Origin of the sequence: Streptomyces sp. NPDC003247, from assembly GCF_042888135.1 — a bacterium.
Classification (GTDB): Bacteria; Actinomycetota; Actinomycetes; order Streptomycetales; family Streptomycetaceae; genus Streptomyces.
Map to the genome: position 1 here is coordinate 220,475 of NZ_JBIAPF010000004.1, position 18,603 is coordinate 239,077.

Annotated in this window: 17 protein-coding genes and 1 pseudogene; 1 reads left to right on the forward strand and 17 read right to left on the reverse strand. The window is 70.8% G+C overall.

Going from position 1 to position 18,603, the window contains the following annotated elements:
* Positions 1-104: 104 nt before the first annotated feature.
* The 11 genes and pseudogenes from ACFYWQ_RS14620 to ACFYWQ_RS14670 all read right to left on the reverse strand — a co-directional run bounded on the left by ACFYWQ_RS14620 (position 105) and on the right by ACFYWQ_RS14670 (position 10,076).
* Positions 105-1,823 carry a CotH kinase family protein gene (locus ACFYWQ_RS14620; protein ID WP_389516308.1) on the reverse strand — a complete coding sequence of 573 codons (1,719 nt, stop codon included), beginning with the start codon at positions 1,821-1,823 and terminating at the stop codon, positions 105-107.
* On the reverse strand, positions 1,823-2,500 hold the full coding sequence (locus ACFYWQ_RS14625) for a DUF4956 domain-containing protein (RefSeq protein WP_389516310.1): 678 nt from the start codon (positions 2,498-2,500) through the stop codon (positions 1,823-1,825). Before ACFYWQ_RS14625 ends, ACFYWQ_RS14620 begins: the two co-directional genes overlap by 1 nt.
* A complete protein-coding gene (locus ACFYWQ_RS14630; protein ID WP_389517395.1) occupies positions 2,497-3,336 on the reverse strand; it encodes a polyphosphate polymerase domain-containing protein in 840 nt (279 codons plus the stop codon). Before ACFYWQ_RS14630 ends, ACFYWQ_RS14625 begins: the two co-directional genes overlap by 4 nt.
* A gap of 469 nt (positions 3,337-3,805) precedes the next feature.
* Positions 3,806-4,003 (reverse strand): annotated as a pseudogene (locus ACFYWQ_RS14635) (TerD family protein); the annotation flags it as partial.
* Between the two features lie 625 nt (positions 4,004-4,628).
* Complete coding sequence (locus tag ACFYWQ_RS14640; RefSeq protein WP_389516312.1) at positions 4,629-5,420, reverse strand: siderophore-interacting protein; 792 nt, start codon at positions 5,418-5,420, stop codon at positions 4,629-4,631.
* 214 nt (positions 5,421-5,634) lie between these two features.
* Complete coding sequence (locus ACFYWQ_RS14645; protein WP_389516314.1) at positions 5,635-6,336, reverse strand: class II aldolase/adducin family protein; 702 nt, start codon at positions 6,334-6,336, stop codon at positions 5,635-5,637.
* Positions 6,337-6,530: 194 nt separating this feature from the next.
* Positions 6,531-7,322: an alpha/beta fold hydrolase gene (locus ACFYWQ_RS14650; RefSeq protein WP_389516316.1), complete on the reverse strand. Its 792-nt coding sequence runs from the start codon at positions 7,320-7,322 to the stop codon at positions 6,531-6,533.
* 4 nt (positions 7,323-7,326) lie between these two features.
* Positions 7,327-7,740 (reverse strand): VOC family protein, encoded by a 414-nt coding sequence (locus ACFYWQ_RS14655; protein WP_389516318.1) that lies wholly within the window; start codon positions 7,738-7,740, stop codon positions 7,327-7,329.
* Positions 7,741-8,080: 340 nt separating this feature from the next.
* On the reverse strand, positions 8,081-8,572 hold the full coding sequence (locus tag ACFYWQ_RS14660) for a pyridoxamine 5'-phosphate oxidase family protein (RefSeq protein WP_389516320.1): 492 nt from the start codon (positions 8,570-8,572) through the stop codon (positions 8,081-8,083).
* A gap of 153 nt (positions 8,573-8,725) precedes the next feature.
* A complete protein-coding gene (locus tag ACFYWQ_RS14665; protein ID WP_389516322.1) occupies positions 8,726-9,337 on the reverse strand; it encodes a PadR family transcriptional regulator in 612 nt (203 codons plus the stop codon).
* A gap of 217 nt (positions 9,338-9,554) precedes the next feature.
* Positions 9,555-10,076, reverse strand: coding sequence for a flavin reductase family protein (locus tag ACFYWQ_RS14670; protein ID WP_389516324.1), 522 nt, complete (start codon positions 10,074-10,076; stop codon positions 9,555-9,557).
* Positions 10,077-10,693: 617 nt separating this feature from the next.
* Here ACFYWQ_RS14670 and ACFYWQ_RS14675 point away from each other — a divergent pair.
* Positions 10,694-11,134, forward strand: coding sequence for a PadR family transcriptional regulator (locus ACFYWQ_RS14675; protein ID WP_389516327.1), 441 nt, complete (start codon positions 10,694-10,696; stop codon positions 11,132-11,134).
* A gap of 226 nt (positions 11,135-11,360) precedes the next feature.
* On the opposite strand, the gene ACFYWQ_RS14680 is transcribed toward ACFYWQ_RS14675, so the two are convergent.
* The 6 genes from ACFYWQ_RS14680 to ACFYWQ_RS14705 form a co-directional block, all read right to left on the reverse strand.
* On the reverse strand, positions 11,361-12,827 hold the full coding sequence (locus ACFYWQ_RS14680; RefSeq protein WP_389516329.1) for an MFS transporter: 1,467 nt from the start codon (positions 12,825-12,827) through the stop codon (positions 11,361-11,363).
* On the reverse strand, positions 12,793-13,878 hold the full coding sequence (locus tag ACFYWQ_RS14685; RefSeq protein WP_389516331.1) for an ABC transporter ATP-binding protein: 1,086 nt from the start codon (positions 13,876-13,878) through the stop codon (positions 12,793-12,795). Before ACFYWQ_RS14685 ends, ACFYWQ_RS14680 begins: the two co-directional genes overlap by 35 nt.
* Positions 13,868-14,902 (reverse strand): ABC transporter ATP-binding protein, encoded by a 1,035-nt coding sequence (locus tag ACFYWQ_RS14690; RefSeq protein ID WP_389516332.1) that lies wholly within the window; start codon positions 14,900-14,902, stop codon positions 13,868-13,870. The genes ACFYWQ_RS14685 and ACFYWQ_RS14690 overlap by 11 nt, the downstream gene beginning before the upstream one ends.
* Before the next feature lie 18 nt (positions 14,903-14,920).
* Entirely contained in the window at positions 14,921-15,829 is a 909-nt protein-coding gene (locus tag ACFYWQ_RS14695; RefSeq protein WP_389516334.1) for an ABC transporter permease, read from the reverse strand.
* A complete protein-coding gene (locus tag ACFYWQ_RS14700; RefSeq protein ID WP_389516337.1) occupies positions 15,826-16,797 on the reverse strand; it encodes an ABC transporter permease in 972 nt (323 codons plus the stop codon). The genes ACFYWQ_RS14695 and ACFYWQ_RS14700 overlap by 4 nt, the downstream gene beginning before the upstream one ends.
* A 135-nt stretch (positions 16,798-16,932) precedes the next feature.
* Complete coding sequence (locus ACFYWQ_RS14705; protein ID WP_389516340.1) at positions 16,933-18,501, reverse strand: ABC transporter substrate-binding protein; 1,569 nt, start codon at positions 18,499-18,501, stop codon at positions 16,933-16,935.
* Positions 18,502-18,603: the final 102 nt, after the last annotated feature.

Consider the following 18,603-nt stretch of genomic DNA (forward strand, 5'->3'; position numbering starts at 1 on the left):
TTGGACTTCCTTGGGCTTGCTTCCTTGGGCTTCCTGCGGGGGCACGGAAGGCGGGAGCACTCCGGACGGCCACCCGTGCGGGACGGCTGTCCGGAGTCCGGTGCTCAGCCGGTGACCTCCTTGTTCTTCGCCAGTGCGGCAGCGCGGTCGCTGACCGTGCCGCGCAGCTTGTCGACGGCGGTGTCGAGGCCGGTGCCGTCCGCGCCCGCCGCACGGGCCTGATCGGCGATGCGGTCGAGTGCCTTCAGCGCGGTGCCGGAGCCGTAGAAGGCGTCGTACAGCTTCCGGTACGCCGTCTTGTAGACGCCGTCCAAGGCGTCGGAGTCCAGGAAGCGGTCCTTCAACGGGTGGCCGGACATCGCGCCCGCCATCCCTTCGGCGCCTTCCGGCAGGTCCTGCGGTATGCCGGACGGTGCGCCTTCCGGCATACCGGCCGGTGCGTCGGACGGCATACCGGCCGGTGCGTCGGACGGCATCCCCTCGGCGGCCTCCTGGCCGGACGGTGCGGCCGTCCCGCCACCGCCGCCGATCATGCCGCCGATGGAGAGGTCGTCGTCCGGACCGGCCGTCGCGTCACCGGAGAGCGTGAGGTTGTAGTCCCAGCCCAGTACGGAGAACTTCTTGGTGTCCAGGTCGTAGTAGAGCAGGTAGTTGCTGCCCGGTCCCGCGATGTCGTCGGAGTTCAACAGCAGGTTCTGCGCGGCGACATAGGTGGCGAGGGAGTCGATGTCGACGTAGCGGCCGAGCTCCTTCTCGAACTCCTCGTCGGATGCGTCGTTCACCCACTTGATGAGTTTCATGACCGGTTCCAGGTCCTGGCTGCCGACCTTGTTGAGCTGCTTGAACGACGTCTCGTACTCGGTCGGGTCGTCGCCCTTGTAGTCGAAGCTCCCCCCGGCCCGCGCCTTGTAGAGCACGCCGTTGCCGTCGCCGATGGAGTCGGCGTAGTCGGTGTCGGGGCTCTCGACCATCAGCCGGGTGCTGGCCGGGCGGTTGTTGACCTTGACCGAGGTGAAGGAGTAACGCTCGTTCTTCTGGCCGGTGCTGTCCATCAGGTTCAGCGACAGCGCCTCGTTGAGCGGTACCTCGTCACCGCTGCCCGGGCGGAGCGAGATCTCCCGCTCGCCCTGGTAGGCACGCCCTTCGACATACTCGTCGATCTTGATGAGCCAGGGCAGTTCCTCGGGCTTATCCTCCGACAGGTCGTACATCGTCATGCCGCCGGGGCCTGCCATGCCGCCGGCCGCGTCGCCGGTCGCGTCACCAGGCGCGTCACCGGTCGCGCCGGGGCCGCCGCCGTTCTGGCCGCGGCCCCGGCCACCGGTCCCGCCGTCCTGCGACGGGGCCGGCCCGCCCTGCCCGGCACCGGCGCCTCCGGGCATGTCCTGGCCGCCACCAGGCACGCCCTGGCCGTCGCCGCGCAGGGACATCAATGTGGAGTTGCCCTTGAGGCGGATCCCGACGTCGTTCAGGTACACGCCGTCGATGGTGAGGTCGGCCTCGATGTACTCCTTGGTGCCGTCGTCCCGGAACTCCTTCATCATCTTGTCGAAGTCGGTCTGCTGGTACTCCAACTGGATGGAGTGGGCCACGGAGGAGTCGTACAGCCCGACCGTGCCCTCGATGTTCTCCGTGATGACGTCGGCCTCGGTGCGGGACGAGGAGGTGACGTACGGCGAGACGCGGGCGTCTCCGAAGGCGTAGACCGCGACGGCCAGTCCCGCGCAGAGGGCTCCGGCCGGTCTCCAGTGGTGGCGCAGCCTGACCGGTATCCGGTCCTTCAGCCGGCGGCGTGGGCGCGTCGGCGTACCGTCGGCGGACATCACAGGTCGGTGGTGTCGTAACCGGTCAGGACCGTCACCCGCTGGCCGGACGTCCGTTCCTGGAGGGCGGAGACCAGGTCGCCCGGTTCGGCGCCCTTCTTCAGACGCACCGTGTAGAACGCCTCGGTCAGCGCGCCGCCCCGGACCGTCTCGGTGCTCACCAGCTCGAACTCGCTGGTGTACTTGATCAGGGCGTCACGGATGCCCGCGGTGTAGTCCTCGCCGGCGGGGACCTGGACCTTGACGACCTGGCGCTGGACGTTCAGGGCGAACCAGTTGAACTTGAACATCACGAGGATGACCACGCAGACCACCACGGCGCCGACCGCGGCGAGGGTGTAGAACCGGGCACCGCAGGCCATGCCGATCGCCATGGCGAGGAAGATGAAGCCGACGTCCCGTGTCTCCTTGACCGCGTTCCGGAACCGGACCACCGACAAGGCGCCGACCAGGGAGAACGCCCGGGCGAGGTTGGACCCGACGACCAGCATGATCAGCGCGACGATCATGCCCACGATGACGAGGGTCTGGACGTAGGACTGGCTGTAGGAGACGTTGCGGTGGGTGTACCGGTACACGTAGCCGATCAGCGTACTCAGCACGAACGACAGCGCCATGGCCGCGACGACGTCGGCGACGCTGAACGTGCCACTGAGTTCCTGAAGATCGAAGTTCACTGTGCTCCTGCTTTCAAGGGCGCGTCGTGCGCCGACCGCTGCTGGGGCAGCGGCTCTGGGGTGGGGGTGGGCGGCGGACAGTCCGCCTCGTGGACGTGGAAGACGGACCGGGGGGCCAGGCCGAACGCCTCGATGGACTGCACGTACTTGGAGACCCGGATGAGGTTCAGGTTGCGGCGGGCCGCCAGGTCGGTGATCCAGTGCGGTGTGCGCTCGTTGACCTTGATCTCCATCACCGACAGGTGCGGCGGGATGGTGAAGCGGTTCTCGGGGGTGGCGATGCCGAAGTGGAAGTCCCGGTCGCGGCCGCGGATGCGCCGGTCGAAGGTGACCCGCAGTCCGGTGTCCGCGTCCCGGCCGACCAGTGCCTCGCGCTGGTAGCCGGTGATCGCGGTGGGCTGGAGGTTGAGCCTGATGACGAGTTCCAGCACCTCCTGTACGAAGGCGCTCTCCTTCGCGGAGTGCTCGATCATCTGCCGGCCGTCGCAGAGCTGCCGGGCCACCCCGTAGGGCAGGGTGATGCGGCGTTTCTGCGTGACCCGGTTGACCCGCTGCTTGATCTCCACGCACACCGGTGACTCGTCGGTGACGCCGTCGAGGTCGCCGTAGTGGCGGACGCGGAGCTTGCGGCGGAACTTGAGCCCCTCGATCTTCTCCCAGTAGAACCGCAGTTGGGGGGTGTCGTAGTAGAGGCTCCAGACGCCGTAGCCGCCGACCGGGCTGTTCAGGTCCCGGTCCATGCGCTCGGCCAGTTCGTCCCTGATCTCGGTGGCCTGCTCGACCGGCACCAGGTACTTCAGCTCGAACCGGTTGAACGCGTGCAGCCTGCTGGCCACATGCAGCGGCTCTTCCGCCTCCGGGCTCTCCGGGGCCTCCGCCTCCTGCGCCTCCGTCTGCTGGCTCTGTGTCTTCCACCACCTGGTCACCGGCAGTGCCACAGTGCGCCTCCTTTCTTCCGCGGTCCCGTCGACCGCGCAAGCAACGAAACTGGCGCCATGTGAGAAGGAGCTGAGAATTACGAGGTAATTGCAAGGGAACTTAAGATGTACACAGAGTGAACACCGGACACGGACGACACCTCGCCGACGTCACGGCACAGGCCGGCGGTCCGGGTGCGATCGGCCTCCGCGAGGTGTCCGCCGGCGAGCCGGAGCTGCGGGGCGACGATCAGGCGGCCCGCACTCACGCCGGCACTCAGGAGGCGCGGCGGGGCAGGCGAGCCGGAGCCGGGGGCTGATGGCGCCCCGCCTTCTGACAGCGCGACGAACGGCCGGCCGGACACCCGCACCCACCGGATTCCCGATGTGAGGAGTCGGCCAGCGTGGCCCGCATTCCGTCGAGTTCGTCGAAGCGTGCTCCCTCGTGCCGGCTCGCGGCGATCACGATGCGCTCGATGCCAGGCGGTACGGCGGTCAGGTCGAAGACGATACGGTCCTCGCTGCGCTGTTCTGCGGGCTTCTTCCCCAGCAGTTCGACGCTTCCGTCGGCGGCCACGGGGTTGTCGCAGAGAAGCCGTCGTGCCAGGTGCTGGTGTTGTCCCGGTTTCCGCATACACGGCAGGTCAGCGCAGGGACTGCATCGGGTGGGACCGACGAACGGAGCACCCGCTCGACGACCGCTGGCAGCGGCTCGTCGGGGTGGACCGTCGGCTCGGGACAGTAGGCGATGGTCCCCCACCCGCGCTGCCGTCCCCGCCAGGACGCGTCTGCTTTCACCTGCCCAAAGCCACGTGCTTCGTCCGCTCGGCGACTGTTGGCATAGGCACGTTCGCCGGCGAGCCAGAGCTGTCGGGCGTGGTGCCGTTCCTCGACGGCGCACGGATCGCACCTCACGTCGGCGGTCCAGGGGCTCGCCCCGGTGGCCGCACCCACCGGCCGTACCCGAGGAGCCGGGGCGAAGTGACCACCGGGGAGGCGACGACGGTGCCCTGCCGCGGGCGATGCCGCCCTACCCGGTCGTCGTCGTGGACGCAGTGGTGTACGTGGAACTGCCGACGGAGCAGGAGCCGCCCTGACGGCCTGTCGGTGTGACGGGCCTCTCCGCGTGACGGCGTGACGGAGTGCGCGGCGGCACGGTGCAATGAGGCCGGGGCCGGGGCGCCGCGCACTCCCTCGCACGCGTCAGCGCGTCAGTCGTCCTCGCCGGTGTCGTGGTCCGAGTGGTTCGCGGTGTTCAGCTTCCAGTACGCGCGGGTGTGCAGGACGGGCGCACCGGCGACGGGCGGGGCCGTGGGCAGCTGCGCTCCGCTGGCCAGCAGGTGGCGGCGGATCTCCCGCATCACTCCGGCCTCGCAGCCGACCCAGACCTCGGTGGGCTCGTCGGAGAACGTCAAGGCCTTGGCGAAGGCGACCAGTTGGCCTCCTGGGCGGCCGGACTCGGCGGTCCAGGTGATGTCCGCGCCGACGGGGCCGTCCAGGTCGATACGGTCCTCGAGGCCGACGACCTCGATCACGGCCTCGGCCCGCGTCCCGTCGGGGAGGGACTCCAGGATCGTCGCGATGGCGGGCAGGGCGCAGTGGTCGCCGAGGATCACGATCCTCGACGTGCCGGAGCGGGGGAAGAACCCTCCCCGGGCCTGGCCGGAGATCTCCAGCGTGTCGCCGGGCGCGGCGGCGGAGGCCCAGCGGGTGGCCGGGCCGTCGGCGTGGAGGCCGAACTCCACGGTCAGTTCGCCGCCGTCCGCGTCGACGTGCCGGACCGTGTAGGTCCGCATGACGTTGCCGCCGTCGGGACCGGGCACAAACACCTTGAGGTGGGCGCCGGGACCGTCAGCGGTCCAGCCGGTCAGGTCGCCTTCGGCCCGGACCCGGACCAGGCGGGGGGTCACCGAGGTGACCTCGGCGACGGTCACCCGGCGCCGGGGCAGTCGCTGCCTTCCGCCGCGGCCCCGGGGTGCTCCGGAGGGCTGAGGGCTGGTCATGATCGGCTCCTGAGGTGCGGTGGAAGGGGTGGGGGCAGCGGGCTCATGGGGTGGCCCGGTGCCGGTGCGGACGAACCGCCCGCGGCGCCCGCCGGTGGGGCGCCGGCCAGCGCGCCGGCCGCGCGCGCAGGCCGCCGCCACCGCCGCCGGACCGCGCGGCCGGGCGCCGCGGTTCCTGGGACGGGGAGCGTGGCGCGCGGCATGCGGCGCGTCCTCACGTGTGCCGGAGTTGCCGGGCCGTCGCCTGGCGGACCAGGTAGTCCCAGGTCCGCAGGAGGTAGTGGTCGGTCTCGGCGTGCGCATAGCGCTTGCCGGGGTTGCGCAGCCGGGGCAGGACACCGCCGGCGGAGTTCGCGAGGAGCTGGAGCCGGCAGGCGCGCTCCAGCAGGATCGCGGTGGTGACGGCGGTGGCCACGCCGGAGCCGACGGCGATGATGCCGTGGCCGACGAGGAAGAGGCCGCGCGCGTCGCCGAGGCAGTCGGCCACGGCCGCGCCGAGTTCGGGCGTCTGGATCAGGCCGATGGGTTCGTCGAAGCGGGGGACGCCGTCGGCGAAGGGGCCGGCGCCGTTGGAGAAGGAGTGGAGCGGGGCCCCGGTCGCGGCGAGCGCGATGGCGTGGGGCGAGTGGACGTGCACCACGCTGTGGACGTCGCCGCGGACCCGCAGGACCTCGGTGTGCAGCGGGAACTCCTTCGGCGGGGTGCCGGTGCCCGCAAGGAGGCCGCCGTCGTGGTCGACGAGGATGACGTCCTCCTCGGACACCTCGTCGAAGCCGCGGCCCCCGGACTTCAGCCACACGCCCCGGCCCCCGGGGTCGCGTTGCGAGACATGGCCCCACACGGGGTCGCCGAGGTCGTCCGTACCGAGCACATGGCAGCCGGTGACGACCTGGGATGTCGGGTTCTCGGTGGGCAACGCCTTCACCTCGGTGCTTTCTGTGGCTCGGTGGTGCGCGGCTCGTTACTGGGGATCTCCCGGCATCAGGCACCCGACGCACGGGTCCCGGACACGGAGTTGCTGTACCGGTGATCCCGGTCTTACGGATCCGGGGGCGGCCGGGAGCCGGCCTCCGGCCGCCCTCGGGTGGCCTCCGCGGGGAGGCGGACTCTTCAGCCGGCGTGGTACTCGCGGTCGAGGATCTCGTCCACGACCGCGTTGAACCGCTGGGGGTTCTCCCAGTAGTCCGAGTGCGGAGCGCCCTCGACGAGCTGGACGTTCGCCTCGGGGAGGAGTTCCCGCAGACGGGCGTAGGCGGGCGCGTGGACCATGACGTCGGCGCCGCCCTCCAGGACCGTGATGTGCACGCCGGCCTTGATGGCGTCGCGTATCCGCTGGACCGGCACCGAACCCTGGAGGGAGTTGCGGAGGCGGTTCGGCCGGCCGGGGCCGGTCTGGTTGAAGCTGCCGACCTGGAAGAAGAGGTGGACCCGCTCCTCCTCCTCGGCCTGGAACTCCTTGGTGAGCAGGAAGTCGGCGACCGACAGGTGCTTGACCTGCTCGCGTCCCTTGGCGTTCAGCTCGGAGATCTCGTCGCCGACCGGGCCGAGGGTCGAGGTCATGATGAGACCCGCGATGCGGTCGGTGTTGTTCACCGTGTACGACAGACCGCTGTAACCGCCGAGCGATTGGGTGATCAGGAAGGCCAGGTCGATCTCGGCGTGGTCGAGGACCGCCTGGATCGCCTCCGGGTGGGTCCCGGTGTCGAACCGGCCGGATTCGATCCGGGAGAGACCGAAGCCCGGCAGGTCGATGGTGATGACCTGGTACTTCTTCTTGAAGTGCGGTACCTGCTGGTACCAGGCGGCGTGGTTGCCCCCGCCGCCGTGGAGCAGGACGAGCGCGGGGCCCTCGCCGTTGACCTCGTAGTAGACCTGGCCGTCCCCGGTGCTTGCGTAGGGCATCCGGTCACCAGTTCCGGTCGGCGTGGTGGGTGATCTCGACGTGGTGGCCGTCGGGGTCGTGGATGGTGGTGGTCCTGGAGTTGTTCTGCGGCCGGCTGTAGGGCTCGTCGTAGGGGACGCCGAGCCTGTCCAGGTGGCCCAGGAAGGCCTCGAAGTCCTCCACCTCGACCGCGAAGTGGTAGTGCGTCTTCGGGTCGATGTCGTCGATGGGCGAGAAGTGCAGGTCGAAGTTGCCGTGCGTCATCAGCAGCGCCTGGATCTGCGGCGCGTTCGCCGAGCCGGAGCGGCCCTTGGGGATGATGCGCCGCATGTTGAAGACCTTGGAGTACCACTCCTCGGTCCGCGCCACATCGGTGATGGGGAAGTTGACGTGGTGGATCGCGTGAGCGTCGGTGCTCTTGTCGTCGAGATCGGGCACAGTATGTCCTTTCGCTGCCCACCGGCCGCGCGAGCCTCGGGGCGGGGATGGGGGAAGGTGCACGTCCAGGGCGCCGCAGCCGGACGTCGTCCGAGCCGGCCGGCCCACCAGTCGTTGTATCGTGACCTATCGTTATCGAGCGTAGTGAGGGTCCGAGAGAGGCGTCAACCCTCCGGGCGGAACCATTGGGCGGGGCCTTGCACCCCCGCTGACGTGCACCGTTGGCGGGCAGCCGGCCACGGGGGGCCGGCGCGCGCCGGTGGAGGCTCAGGGCTCGGAGGCCCGGAGTCCGCCGCGAGGGGGTGTCGCCGGTTGCTCGCCTGAGTCGGCGAGCCGTTCCTCATCCGGCGTCGCGGGACATCTTGATGGGGCCGGTGCCACCGAAACCGATCACGGTGTCGACGTCGACGATGACGGCGACACCGCGCCGCTCCGCGTCGCGCTCGCGCTCCACCTCGGGGATGCCGGCGTAGACGACGTCGTTGAGCGACGCGTCGACGCGGGCACGGCCCTTGATCACGATACGGCGGGCGCCGACCGCGGGGTCGGGGCCCTGCGCGGGGTCGTAGTAGAGGATCGAGACCGCGGGGTTCGCGGTCACGTCCGCCGCCAGGCCCGTGTCCTGCTTGCGGACCCAGATCGCGACCTGGTCCTGCGAGTAGACGTGGACGCTGCCGCGGTAGGAGATGGACGGCGTTCCGTCCACGGCCACCACGCCGACCACCGCCGGGCGTTCACGCTCCATCGCGGTGTTGAGCGAGGCGGCGATGTGGCCGGTGAGGTCGATCTTCTCCGCGGGCTTGTCGACCGCGCCGGCGGGCTTGCCTGCCATGGGGCTCCCTGGGTGAGTGTCCGTCGGGCCGGTCCGGTGGCGTGCGGGGACGCCGCGCGCCACCGGTGCCGGGCCGGGTGGGTGAGAGGGGATGGAACGGGAACCGCGTGCCGCGGCCGGGGACGCCGAGGCGCGATCCGGGCCGGCACCGGTCTATCGGCCGTCGTCCGCCAGGAGGCGGTACAGCTTCTTGCGGGTCTCGTCCAGCAGCCGGGTAGCCTCCTCGGTGGCGTCGCCGCTCCCGGTGAAGGCCACCTGGCGGGCGGCCACCGACGTCGCGTGGACCGCCCGGCGCAGACCGAGGGCACCGTCCGACGGCAGCGCGAGCGCGCCGGACGAAGCGTTCAGGCGCTCGACGTACGCCGCGCCGGCCTCGGTCAGTTCATACGTGCGGCCGGACTCGCTCTCCCCGTCCGTACCGCTGACCAGGCCCTCGACCTCCAGCTGCCGCAGCGTGCCGTGGACGAAGGCCGGGCCGGGGAAGCGCTGCCCGAAGCTCCGGGCCTCCAGCGCCTGGAGCAACTGCGCCCCGCTGCGCGGGCTCTCCGCCTTGAGCAGAGTCAGCAGCACCCATCTGCCGGCACCGAAACGCCGTCCGTAGCCGTAGCCGGCCGGCGGCCCCGCGGCCGGCTCGTAGCCGCCGTACGCGAACCGCCCGCCGCGCTTCCAGCCCCGGCCCCGGCCGCGGCGGCCGCCACGACCGACGCCGTAGGGGTCGTACAAGGGTGGGAAGTCTTCGTTGTACACGTCATCTCCCTTCTCCATTATGTCGATGATATATCGCTAATAATCGCTGTCAAGACAATCAATAGCCAGAGGTTGCCCGCCGGCCGCAAGGGACGGCGGTCGTGAGGTGTGGCGATCCAGGCGTACGCGAGCATTCCCGATGTATCACGAAGCCCCTACGCCGAGAGCGCGGCAAGCCGTCGGGCATACGTGGCCGTAGCCGTCGGCGCACTTCAGGTGCCGCGAGCGCCGCCCGTCAACGCGTCTCGCCATCGTCCCGCGAAGGCGCGAGTCCGTGGAAGCGTCCGCCGTGGAACACCAGGGGCGCGCGCCCCTCGGGCCGGGCGAGACCGTGCACCCGCAGCAGGGCGACGGTGTGGTCGCCGCCCGGCACCAGGGTGGCGACCGAGCACTCGAACCAGCCGGCGCAACCGTGCACGAAGACCGCGCCGGCCCCGCCGGCCTCCCAGTCCACGCCATGGAACCGCTCGGCCTGGGTCCCCCGTGACAGCTGCCGTCCGACGCGGCCCTGATGTTCCGCCAGGACACTGACGCCGAGGCGCGGCAGCCCGCGCAGCGCGGCCCAGCTCTCGGAGGAGTTCCGCAGGCAGACGGCGACCAGCGCGGGGGCCAGCGACACCGGGGTGAAGGAACTGACGGCGAGGCCGGCGGGCTCGCCCCCGACGAGGCCGCACACGGCGGCCACACCGCTGGGGAAGCAGCCGTAGGCGTCCCGCAGGGCGCGGGGGTCGAGCGTGTCGTGCAGGGTGGTGATCATCGATCCTCCGGTCACGGGCCGGGGTGTCCGACGGACGGCCGGGAGGGCGTCAGCCGGGGCTGGGGACAGGGGACACGGGACGGGCTGTCCGGTGGAGCGGTCCCCCGCAGGCCGGGTGCCCGCACCTCACGTCCCGTCGGCCGCACACCTGGGAGAGCGCGGCACGGACGCCGGTGAGGGCCTCGCAGTGAAAGCAGCCCTACCGCGTTATATCACTATGTATCGCTACTGGTCCACCTGGCTGACAGTCCCCCGATGGGACGAGCGCGCCCCCTGCGGGGGTGACGGCCCGGGAGTGCGAGCGCGTCGCATTCCCGGGCGCGGAAGCGGGTTGTGGTTCGCGCGATCCCCCGCGAAGTCCTCCCGTCCCGCGGGCCGCGCCGGCGGATCGCCCACCGCGCCAGAGGGGCAGGGCGACGGCATCCCCCCGGCCATGACTCCATGACCGCGGCGGAGCTGTTCAGAGTGCTGCTGATACCATGTCGATATATCTGTGAGCAGGATCTGCGCGCGGGACCTTGCGAGCGGGATAACGAGTGGGTGAGCCGAGAGCTCTCCCCCGGAAGGCGACGGGTGGAATGGCCAGGGGAAGTCACGACCGCGGTGAGGGTCGCCGTATGCGCCGGGGCAGAGTACCGAACCTCCTTCTGTCGGCCCTGCTGGACGGACCAGCCCACGGTTACGAGCTGATGGACCGCCTGGAGGCGGCCAGCGGCGGCACCTGGCGGCCGAGCCCCGGGTCCGTGTACCCGCTGCTCCAGTCCTTCGTGGACAGCGGCCTGGTCAAGGGCAGCGAGGACCACGGACGCAAGGTCTTCTCACTGACCGACGCGGGTCGCGAGCGCGCTCTCGAACGACGGGACGGCAAAGGCGTCGAAGTCGAGCCGGATCCGGACGACGAGCACAACTCCGGACCGCTGCGGATCGAGATGGAGCGGCTGAAGGCCGCCGCCCGGCAGCTGACGTCGTCGGGGGCGACCCCCGAACAGACCCAGGAGGCGCTCGCCGCCGTCCGGAACGCACGGCAGATCATCTACCGCATCCTGATGGACCAGTAGCCCCCTCCCCTCCACCGGCCTCTCCCACCGCTCATGGGAACACGAGCCGCGACGGCCGGGCGACGCCCCCGTCGATGCCGGCATCGGCGGTTCGTCCGGCACCGCCTCGCGGGACGGCCCCCGCCGCCGTACCAGCCGTGCCCCCGGTGCCCCCACCTCCACGCCGAGACGGGGCATCGGGCGGTGCACGGGGAGGGCGCGCGGGGCTGCCGGGGCCGGCGGAACGTCAGTGGCCGCGGGTTCCCGGGACGCCGCCTGACTCGGTCGGCCGGACGTCTCCGGCGGCGGCCGGCGCGGCCGGCTCCCCGGCGTCCCGGCGCCGCGGGCTCAGGCTGAACAGCAGCACGGCCGACGCCGCGCACGCGAGGGCGCCGACGCCGAGCGCCCACCGGGGCGAGAGATGTTCCCCGACGGCGCCGACGACGGGGCCGCCGATGGGGGTGCTGCCGGCGAAGCCGACGGACCACAGGGCCATCACCCGGCCGCGGTAGCGGGACTCGCTCGTCGTCTGGAGGGTCGCGTTGCTGATCGCCATGAAGGCGGAGCTGCCCACGCCCACGAAGAACAGCGCGACCAGGGCCACGGGGAGGACCGGGCTCAGCGCCAGGGTCGTGATCGCACCGCCGTACAGAGCGGAGGCCCAGGCGATCGGGACGTGGCCGGTGCTGTCGCGGCGGGCGATGAAGAACCCGCTGGTGACCGCGCCCACACCCATGGCGGACGTCATCCAGCCGTAGGTGCCGCCGTCGCCGCCGAAGGTGGTCCTGGCCAGCAGGGGGAGGGTGATGGGGAACTCCGCGGCGAAGGTGCCGACCAGGAACACCACCAGGAGCGGCCGGAGCAGCTCACGGTGGGAGCGGACGTAGCCGAACCCCTCGCGCAGTTCGCGCAGCGGCGGGCTCTTGTCGCTGCGAACCGTTCCGCGCGGCAGCGTCCTGAGGGCGAGGATGATCCCGGTGAAGGACAGGGCGTTCAGCAGGAAGCACCATCCGGTCCCCACGGCGACGATCAGGACACCGGCGACGGCCGGGCCGACCGCGCGGGCTGCGTTGATGAGGACACCGTTCAGGGAGACCGCGTTGCGGATCAGCTTCGGTCCGGTCAGCTCGACCAGGTAGGCCTGGCGGACCGGGTTGTCGACGGCCTGCGACACACCGAGGACCGAGGCGCACACCAGGATCGCCGGGATCCCGACGTGGTGGGTGACGGTCAGGAGGCCGAGCGTCAGGGCCGAACCGGCCATGGCCGACTGGGTGATCAGCATGAGGTTCCGCTTGGGGAACCGGTCCGCCAGCAGCCCGGCCCACGGCGCTAGCAGCAGTCCGGGCAGGAACTGCAGCGCGGTGAGCAAGCCGAGCGCGGTGCCCGAGTGGGTCAGTTCGACGATCAGCCAGCCCTGCCCGATGGACTGCATCCAGGTGCCGGGGAGGCTGATCGCCTGGCCGGTGAAGAACCGGCGGAAGGGCCTGGCGCGCAGCGCCGCGAACGTCCGGGTCCGGCCGGGCGGGGGCGTGGCCTCCGGTCCGCGGACCGCGCCGGGCGTTCCCGCCGGCACGGAGTCCCGCGGGCCCCCCGGCGGGGCGTCCGCCGGGGTCTCGCCGGCACGGGGGCGGGCGCCCGCGGTGGTGTCGCGGTCGCCGGCCTCGATGTCCCCGGGCTCAGGTGTCTTCGGGTGCTCGCCCGGTCTTCTCATGGTTCCAGTCCTGGTGTTCACGCCCGTGGGCGGTGGTGTCACGGGTGTGCTGGTCAGGCGCCGGGTCCGGCGCGGTGAGCGGGAAGTGGCAGGCCGCGAACCGGTCGGGGCGCACTTCGCGGATCTCCGGTTCCTCCTGCGCGCAGAGGTCCTGGGCGGAGGGGCATCTGCCGCGGAAGCGGCAGCCGCTGGGCGGTGACAGCGGGGAGGGGACGTCTCCTTCGAGCGGGGAGCCGGCGAAGGGCTGGTCGGGGTCGGGCAGCGGCACCGACTCCAGCAACGCCCGGGTGTAGGGGTGGGCAGGGTGGTCGTAGACCTCGACCGAGTCGCCGGACTCGCACACCTTGCCCAGGTACATGACCATCACGCGGTCGCTGACCGAGCGCACCACCGCCAGGTCGTGCGCGATGAAGACGATCGTCAGGTCGAATTCGGGCTTGAGCCGTTCCAGCAGGTTGAGGATCTGGGCCTGGACGGAGACGTCCAGGGCGGAGACCGGTTCGTCGCAGATCAGCAGCTTCGGCTTGAGGGCCAGGGCGCGGGCGATGGAGACGCGTTGGGCCTGTCCGCCGGAGAGCTGCCGGGGCAGCAGGTCGGAGAACCGCTCGGGGGGCAGGCCGACCTCGGTGAGAATGTCGGTGGCGGCCTGGTCACGCTCGGCCTTGGACACACCGGTGATCGCCAGACCCTCGCCGACGATCTCCTTGACGTGTCGGCGGGGGTTGAGCGACCCGACCGAGTTCTGGAAGATCATCTGCATGTCGCGGCGCAGCGACCGCATCGTCTTCTCGTCGGCTCGGTCGACGCGTTCGCCGGCGCAGCTGATCTCACCGGAGGTGAGGGTGCCGAGCTTCAGGACCGCCCGGCCCATGCTCGACTTGCCGCATCCGGACTCGCCGACGATGCCCAGCGTCTCGCCGGGCAGGACGTCGAAGCTGACGTCGGAGACGGCCTGGACCGTGCCGCCCCGGGTCCGGTGCTCGACGACCAGGTTCCGGACGCTGAGCAGCGCCTCGTCACCGCGCAGGTGAGCGGTTCCGCTACCGGCCACCGGCGTCACCTCCCGGCGTACCGGCGGTGGCGGTGGCAGTGGCGGCCGGTGGGACTGCCACGGGGTTGGCGCAGGCCACGTGATGTCCTTCCGCGATCATGGTCATGGCCGGGCCCGGTTCGTGGCACGGGCCGGAGGCGTGGCCGCAGCGGGCCGCGAACCGGCAGCCGGACGGCGGCTGGACGGGGTTGGGCAGGGTGCCCGGGATGAGCTGGAACAGGCTGTGCCGCCGGTGCGCGATGGTCGGCGTGGCCGCGAGCAGCGCGTGGGTGTAGCGGTGGCGGGGGGCGTCGAAGACCTGGCGGGTCGAGCCGGTCTCGGCCAGGCGGCCGGCGTACATGACCGAGACGCGGTCGGTACGGCCGGCGACCAGCGGCAGGTTGTGGCTGATCAGGATCATCGACATGTTCCGCTCCCGCTGCACGCGACGGAGCAGGTCGAGGATCTGCCGCTGGATCGTCACGTCGAGTGCGGTGGTCGGCTCGTCGGCGATCAGCAGCCCGGGTTCGCAGGCGAGCGCCACGGCGATCATCACACGCTGGCACATGCCTCCCGACATCTCGTGCGGGTAGTTGCGCAGCCGGCGTTCCGGGTCGGAGACGCCGACCTCGGCGAGCAGTTCCGCCGCCCGGGTGCGCGCCTGGGACCTGCCGAGGCCGAGGTGTTTGCGCATGCCCTCGGTGAGCTGGCGTTCCACGGTCACGACCGGGTTGAGCGAACGGCTCGGGTCCTGGAACACCATGGAGATCTGGGGTCCCCAGATCTCGCTCATCTCTTTGCGGGAAAGGCCGATGAGTTCCCGCCCTCGGAAGCGGACGGAGCCCGTGCGGTCGGCACGGCGGGGCAGCAGGCCCATGATGGCGCGGGACATGACGGACTTACCGGAGCCCGACTCGCCGACGAGGCCCATGGCCTCGCCGTGGCCGAGGGTGAACGAGACGTCGTCCACGGCCTTGACCACGCCGCGCTGCGAGGCGAGGTACGCGCGGAGGTTGGTGACTTGGAGCAGTGGTTCGGTGTTCACGGCTTCCTGTTCCTCCTCTCAGTGCTCGATCGTCTTGTCGAACCGGGTACGAAGGGTGTCGCCGATCTGGTTCAGGGCGAAGACGGTGAAGAAGATCGCGATCGAGGGCACGAAGACCAGCAGGGGCTGGTCGGCGATGTTGTCCTTGGCCGCGTTGATCATTCCGCCCCAGGACGGGCGCGGCGGCGGGATGCCCAGTCCGAGGAAGCTGAGTGAGCCTTCCGCCACGACGACATGGCTGAGCACGATCGGCAGGTAGGCGACGAGCGGGGGCAGGACGTTCGGCAGGATCTCCTTGGACAGGAGCCGGAACGGACCCGCCCCGAGGCCCTTCGCCGCCCGGACGAACTCGCGGGAGGACCAGGCCAGGGTGTGGGCGCGGGCGAGCCGGACGAACTGCGGGATGCCCATCACGCCCATGCCGATGATCAGCGTCTTCACACTGGGGCCGAAGATCGAGGCGAGGGCGAGCAGCAGCACCAGGCCGGGGAAGGCCAGCATGACGTCGGAGATCAGCACCACGCCGCTGTCGAACCACTTGCCGAAGTAGCCTGCGAGCAGGCCGAGTACGGTCCCGACGGCGAAGGCGATGAGAGTCGCCGCGGCGCCGACGACCAGGGAGACCCTGGCGCCGTGGATGAGCCGCGAGACCATCGAGCGGCCGAGGCTGTCGGTCCCGAGGAAGGTCGAGAAGGAGCCGAAGTCGGGTGCCGCGTGCGGCGATCCGATCGGGATCGCGTAGTCCGCGAGCGGGAGCAGGGGGGCCAGGACGGCGAGTCCGATGATCAGGACGATCCACCCTTCGCTGAGCCGGACCAGCAGCCCCTTGCGCCGTACCAGCGGCGTCACGTTCGGCAGGACCACGGGGCCCCCGGTGACGTCGGCCGTCGTCCCCTCTTCCATGGACGGGGTTTCGGTGGTGGTCATGCCGTGCCCACCCGCCTCACCCTGGGGTCGACCACGCTGTAGCTGATGTCGGCCAGTGTGTTGGCCGCGACGCAGACGATGCCGGTGAAGGCGACCATGCCCTGGACCATGATGACGTCTCGGGTACCGATCGAGGTGACCAGGAGCTGTCCGAGGCCGGGCAGCGAGAACAGCGTCTCGGCCACCGCGGTCGCGCCGACGAGCCGGCCGATGCTCAGTCCGGTCATCGTGACCAGTGACAGCGACGAGGGCCGGAACGCGTGCCGGAACATGACGTACGCCCTGCTCATGCCGCGGGCCCTCGCGGCGCTGACGAAGTCCTCGCCCAAGGTGCTCATCAGGTCGCTGCGCAGCAGCCGGTGGAAGGCGGCGACCTCGACCAGCGCGATGGACACCGCCGGCATGATCGCGCTCCGGAGGTTCGCGCCGAAGTCGTCGCCGACCGGTGTCCAGCCCATGACGGGGAACCAGCCGAACTGCACGGACAGGAAGTAGATCAGCACGGGACCGGCGATGAACGCCGGCACCGACAGGAGCACCGACGACGCCGCGGTGAGCGCGCGGTCGAGCGGGCTGCCCGGCCAGGAGGCGCACAGCACCGCGAAGACCACCGCGAGCGACAGTGAGATCAGGATGGACAGCGTGGCGACTTCGAGGGTGACCGGGAGGCGTTCGGCGATGGCGCTGCCCACCGACTGGTTGGTCAGCGGTGAGGTGCCGAGGTCGCCCCGCACGGCATGGCCCAGCCACTCGGCGTACTGCTCCAGGACCGGCCGGTCGAGGCCGAGCTGCTGGTCGAGCGCGGCCACGTTCTCGTCGGTGGCGTTCTGGCCGAGGATCACCTCGGCGACCGAGCCGGGGGCGCTCGCCATCAGGAGGACGAGCGCGAAGGTGACCAGGAGCATCACGAGGACGCCTCGGCCCAGCTTCCGCACGATGGACAGTGCCGTCCGGCTTCGCTTCACCATGTCGGCCTGCCCGCGTCGGGGAAGCCTGCGGTCCCGGTCGCTCGGTGGGTGTGCCGGGGCGCCCGGAAGGCGGCACGGAAGGTGCCGCCCGGGACGGAGCTTCCCGGTGAGGGCAATGCGCTCATCGTTCCTCGCTCACTTGTCGAGCCACAGTTCAGCGGGAAGCGGGGAGCCGGACCCGTCGAGCACCACGCCGCCGACGCCCTTGGAGAGGGCGGTCTGCGACGTGCGGGCGATGAAGACGGCCGGGTCGAGCGCCGCGAGCCGCTCGGAGACCGTCTTGTAGGCGGCCGCGCGCTCCGTGTCGGACGGGGCGGAGGCACCCTTGGCGAGGGCGGCGTCCAGCTGGTCGTCGGCGAGGAGCGTGGCGTTGCGCGGTGACTTGCTGGAGAAGGCCGAGGACAGGGCCGGCTCGGGGTCGAGGAAGAACGCGGTGGAGGTCAGCATGTCGTACTGCTTCTGGCCGTAGACCTTGCCGGACTCCGACCAGTCGACGGTGTCGATCTCGACGGTGACGTTCTTGTACGCGCTGAGCTGGGACTGCACCGCCTCGGCCAGGGCCTTGTCGGTCGGGAACGCGGTGAAGGTGAAGGAGACCGGCTTGCCCTCGGCGGCCAGCTCGTCGAAGAGCTTCTGCGCGCCGGCCTTGTCGTAGGTGTGCAGGGCGACGTCGTTGTAGTACGGGCTCTCCTTGGGGAAGAGGTTGTCCGCGACGACCGCCTTGCCGTCGTACACCGCCGCGTTCAGCGCGTCGACGTCGATCGCCTCGCTGACCGCCTGGCGGGCCTTCAGGTTGTCGAAGGGCGCCTGCGAGGCGTTCAGGGTCAGGAAGCGGCCGCCGCCCGAGGGGACCGACTCGGCCGTCAGACCGGCCGCCTTCGCCTTGGCCACGGCTTTCCAGTCGACCTCGACACCGAGGTCGGCGCCGCCGCTCGACAGCGTGTTGACGCGCTGCTGCGGGTCGGCCGACGTGGTCAGCGTGATGCCGTCCAGGTAGGGCTTCGGGGCGTCGTAGTACGTGGTGTTCTTGACCAGGGAGATGGCGCCGCCACGGGTCCACGTCTTCAGGGTGAAGGGGCCGGCGCCGATCGGCGCCTTGTCGAAGGAGCTCTCGCCCTTCTTCAACGCGGCGGGCGAGGCTATCCAGTTCATCGCGGTGCCGGCGACCTGCTCGCCGTACAGGGCGGTCGGCCGGGTCAGCGTGACCTTCAGGGTGGTCGCGTCGACGACGGTGGTGGACTTCACCACCGACGCGTACGGCAGCGAGTCCGAGCCCAGCTTCGCGTCCCGCAGGCGGTCCCAGTTGTACTTCACCGCGGCCGCGTCCAGCGCGGAGCCGTCGGAGAACGTCAGCCCGGCCTTCAACGTCAGCGTGTACGTGCCGCCGCCGTCCGCGCTGGAGAAATCGGTGGCCATCCGGTACTCGAGGGCGCCGGTCTTCTCCTGGGTGACCATCAGGTTGCCGTACAGCGCGTTGCCCAGAAACGCCGTTCCCTGAAGGGAGTTCTGGAGGAGGGCCGGGTCGAGGTTGCGCGGCTCGCTGATCTCGATGGCACGAAGAGTGCCGCCCTGGACGGGCTTTCCGGAAGACTGCGCGCCGCCCGCGGCGCCGCCCGTGTCGTTCTCGGACGAGCATGCCGCGAGCAGAAGCGCGGCGCAGCAGCCGGCGGCGGCCACGGTGAGAACTCGTCTGTTCCGGATCATTTCGTACCTCTCGAAGACGGCGGTGTCTGAAAGTGAGGGCATTCGAGATGTCATCGCCCGCGGTGACCATGGGTGCGGAGCGGCTCGGTCGACGGTGCGCGG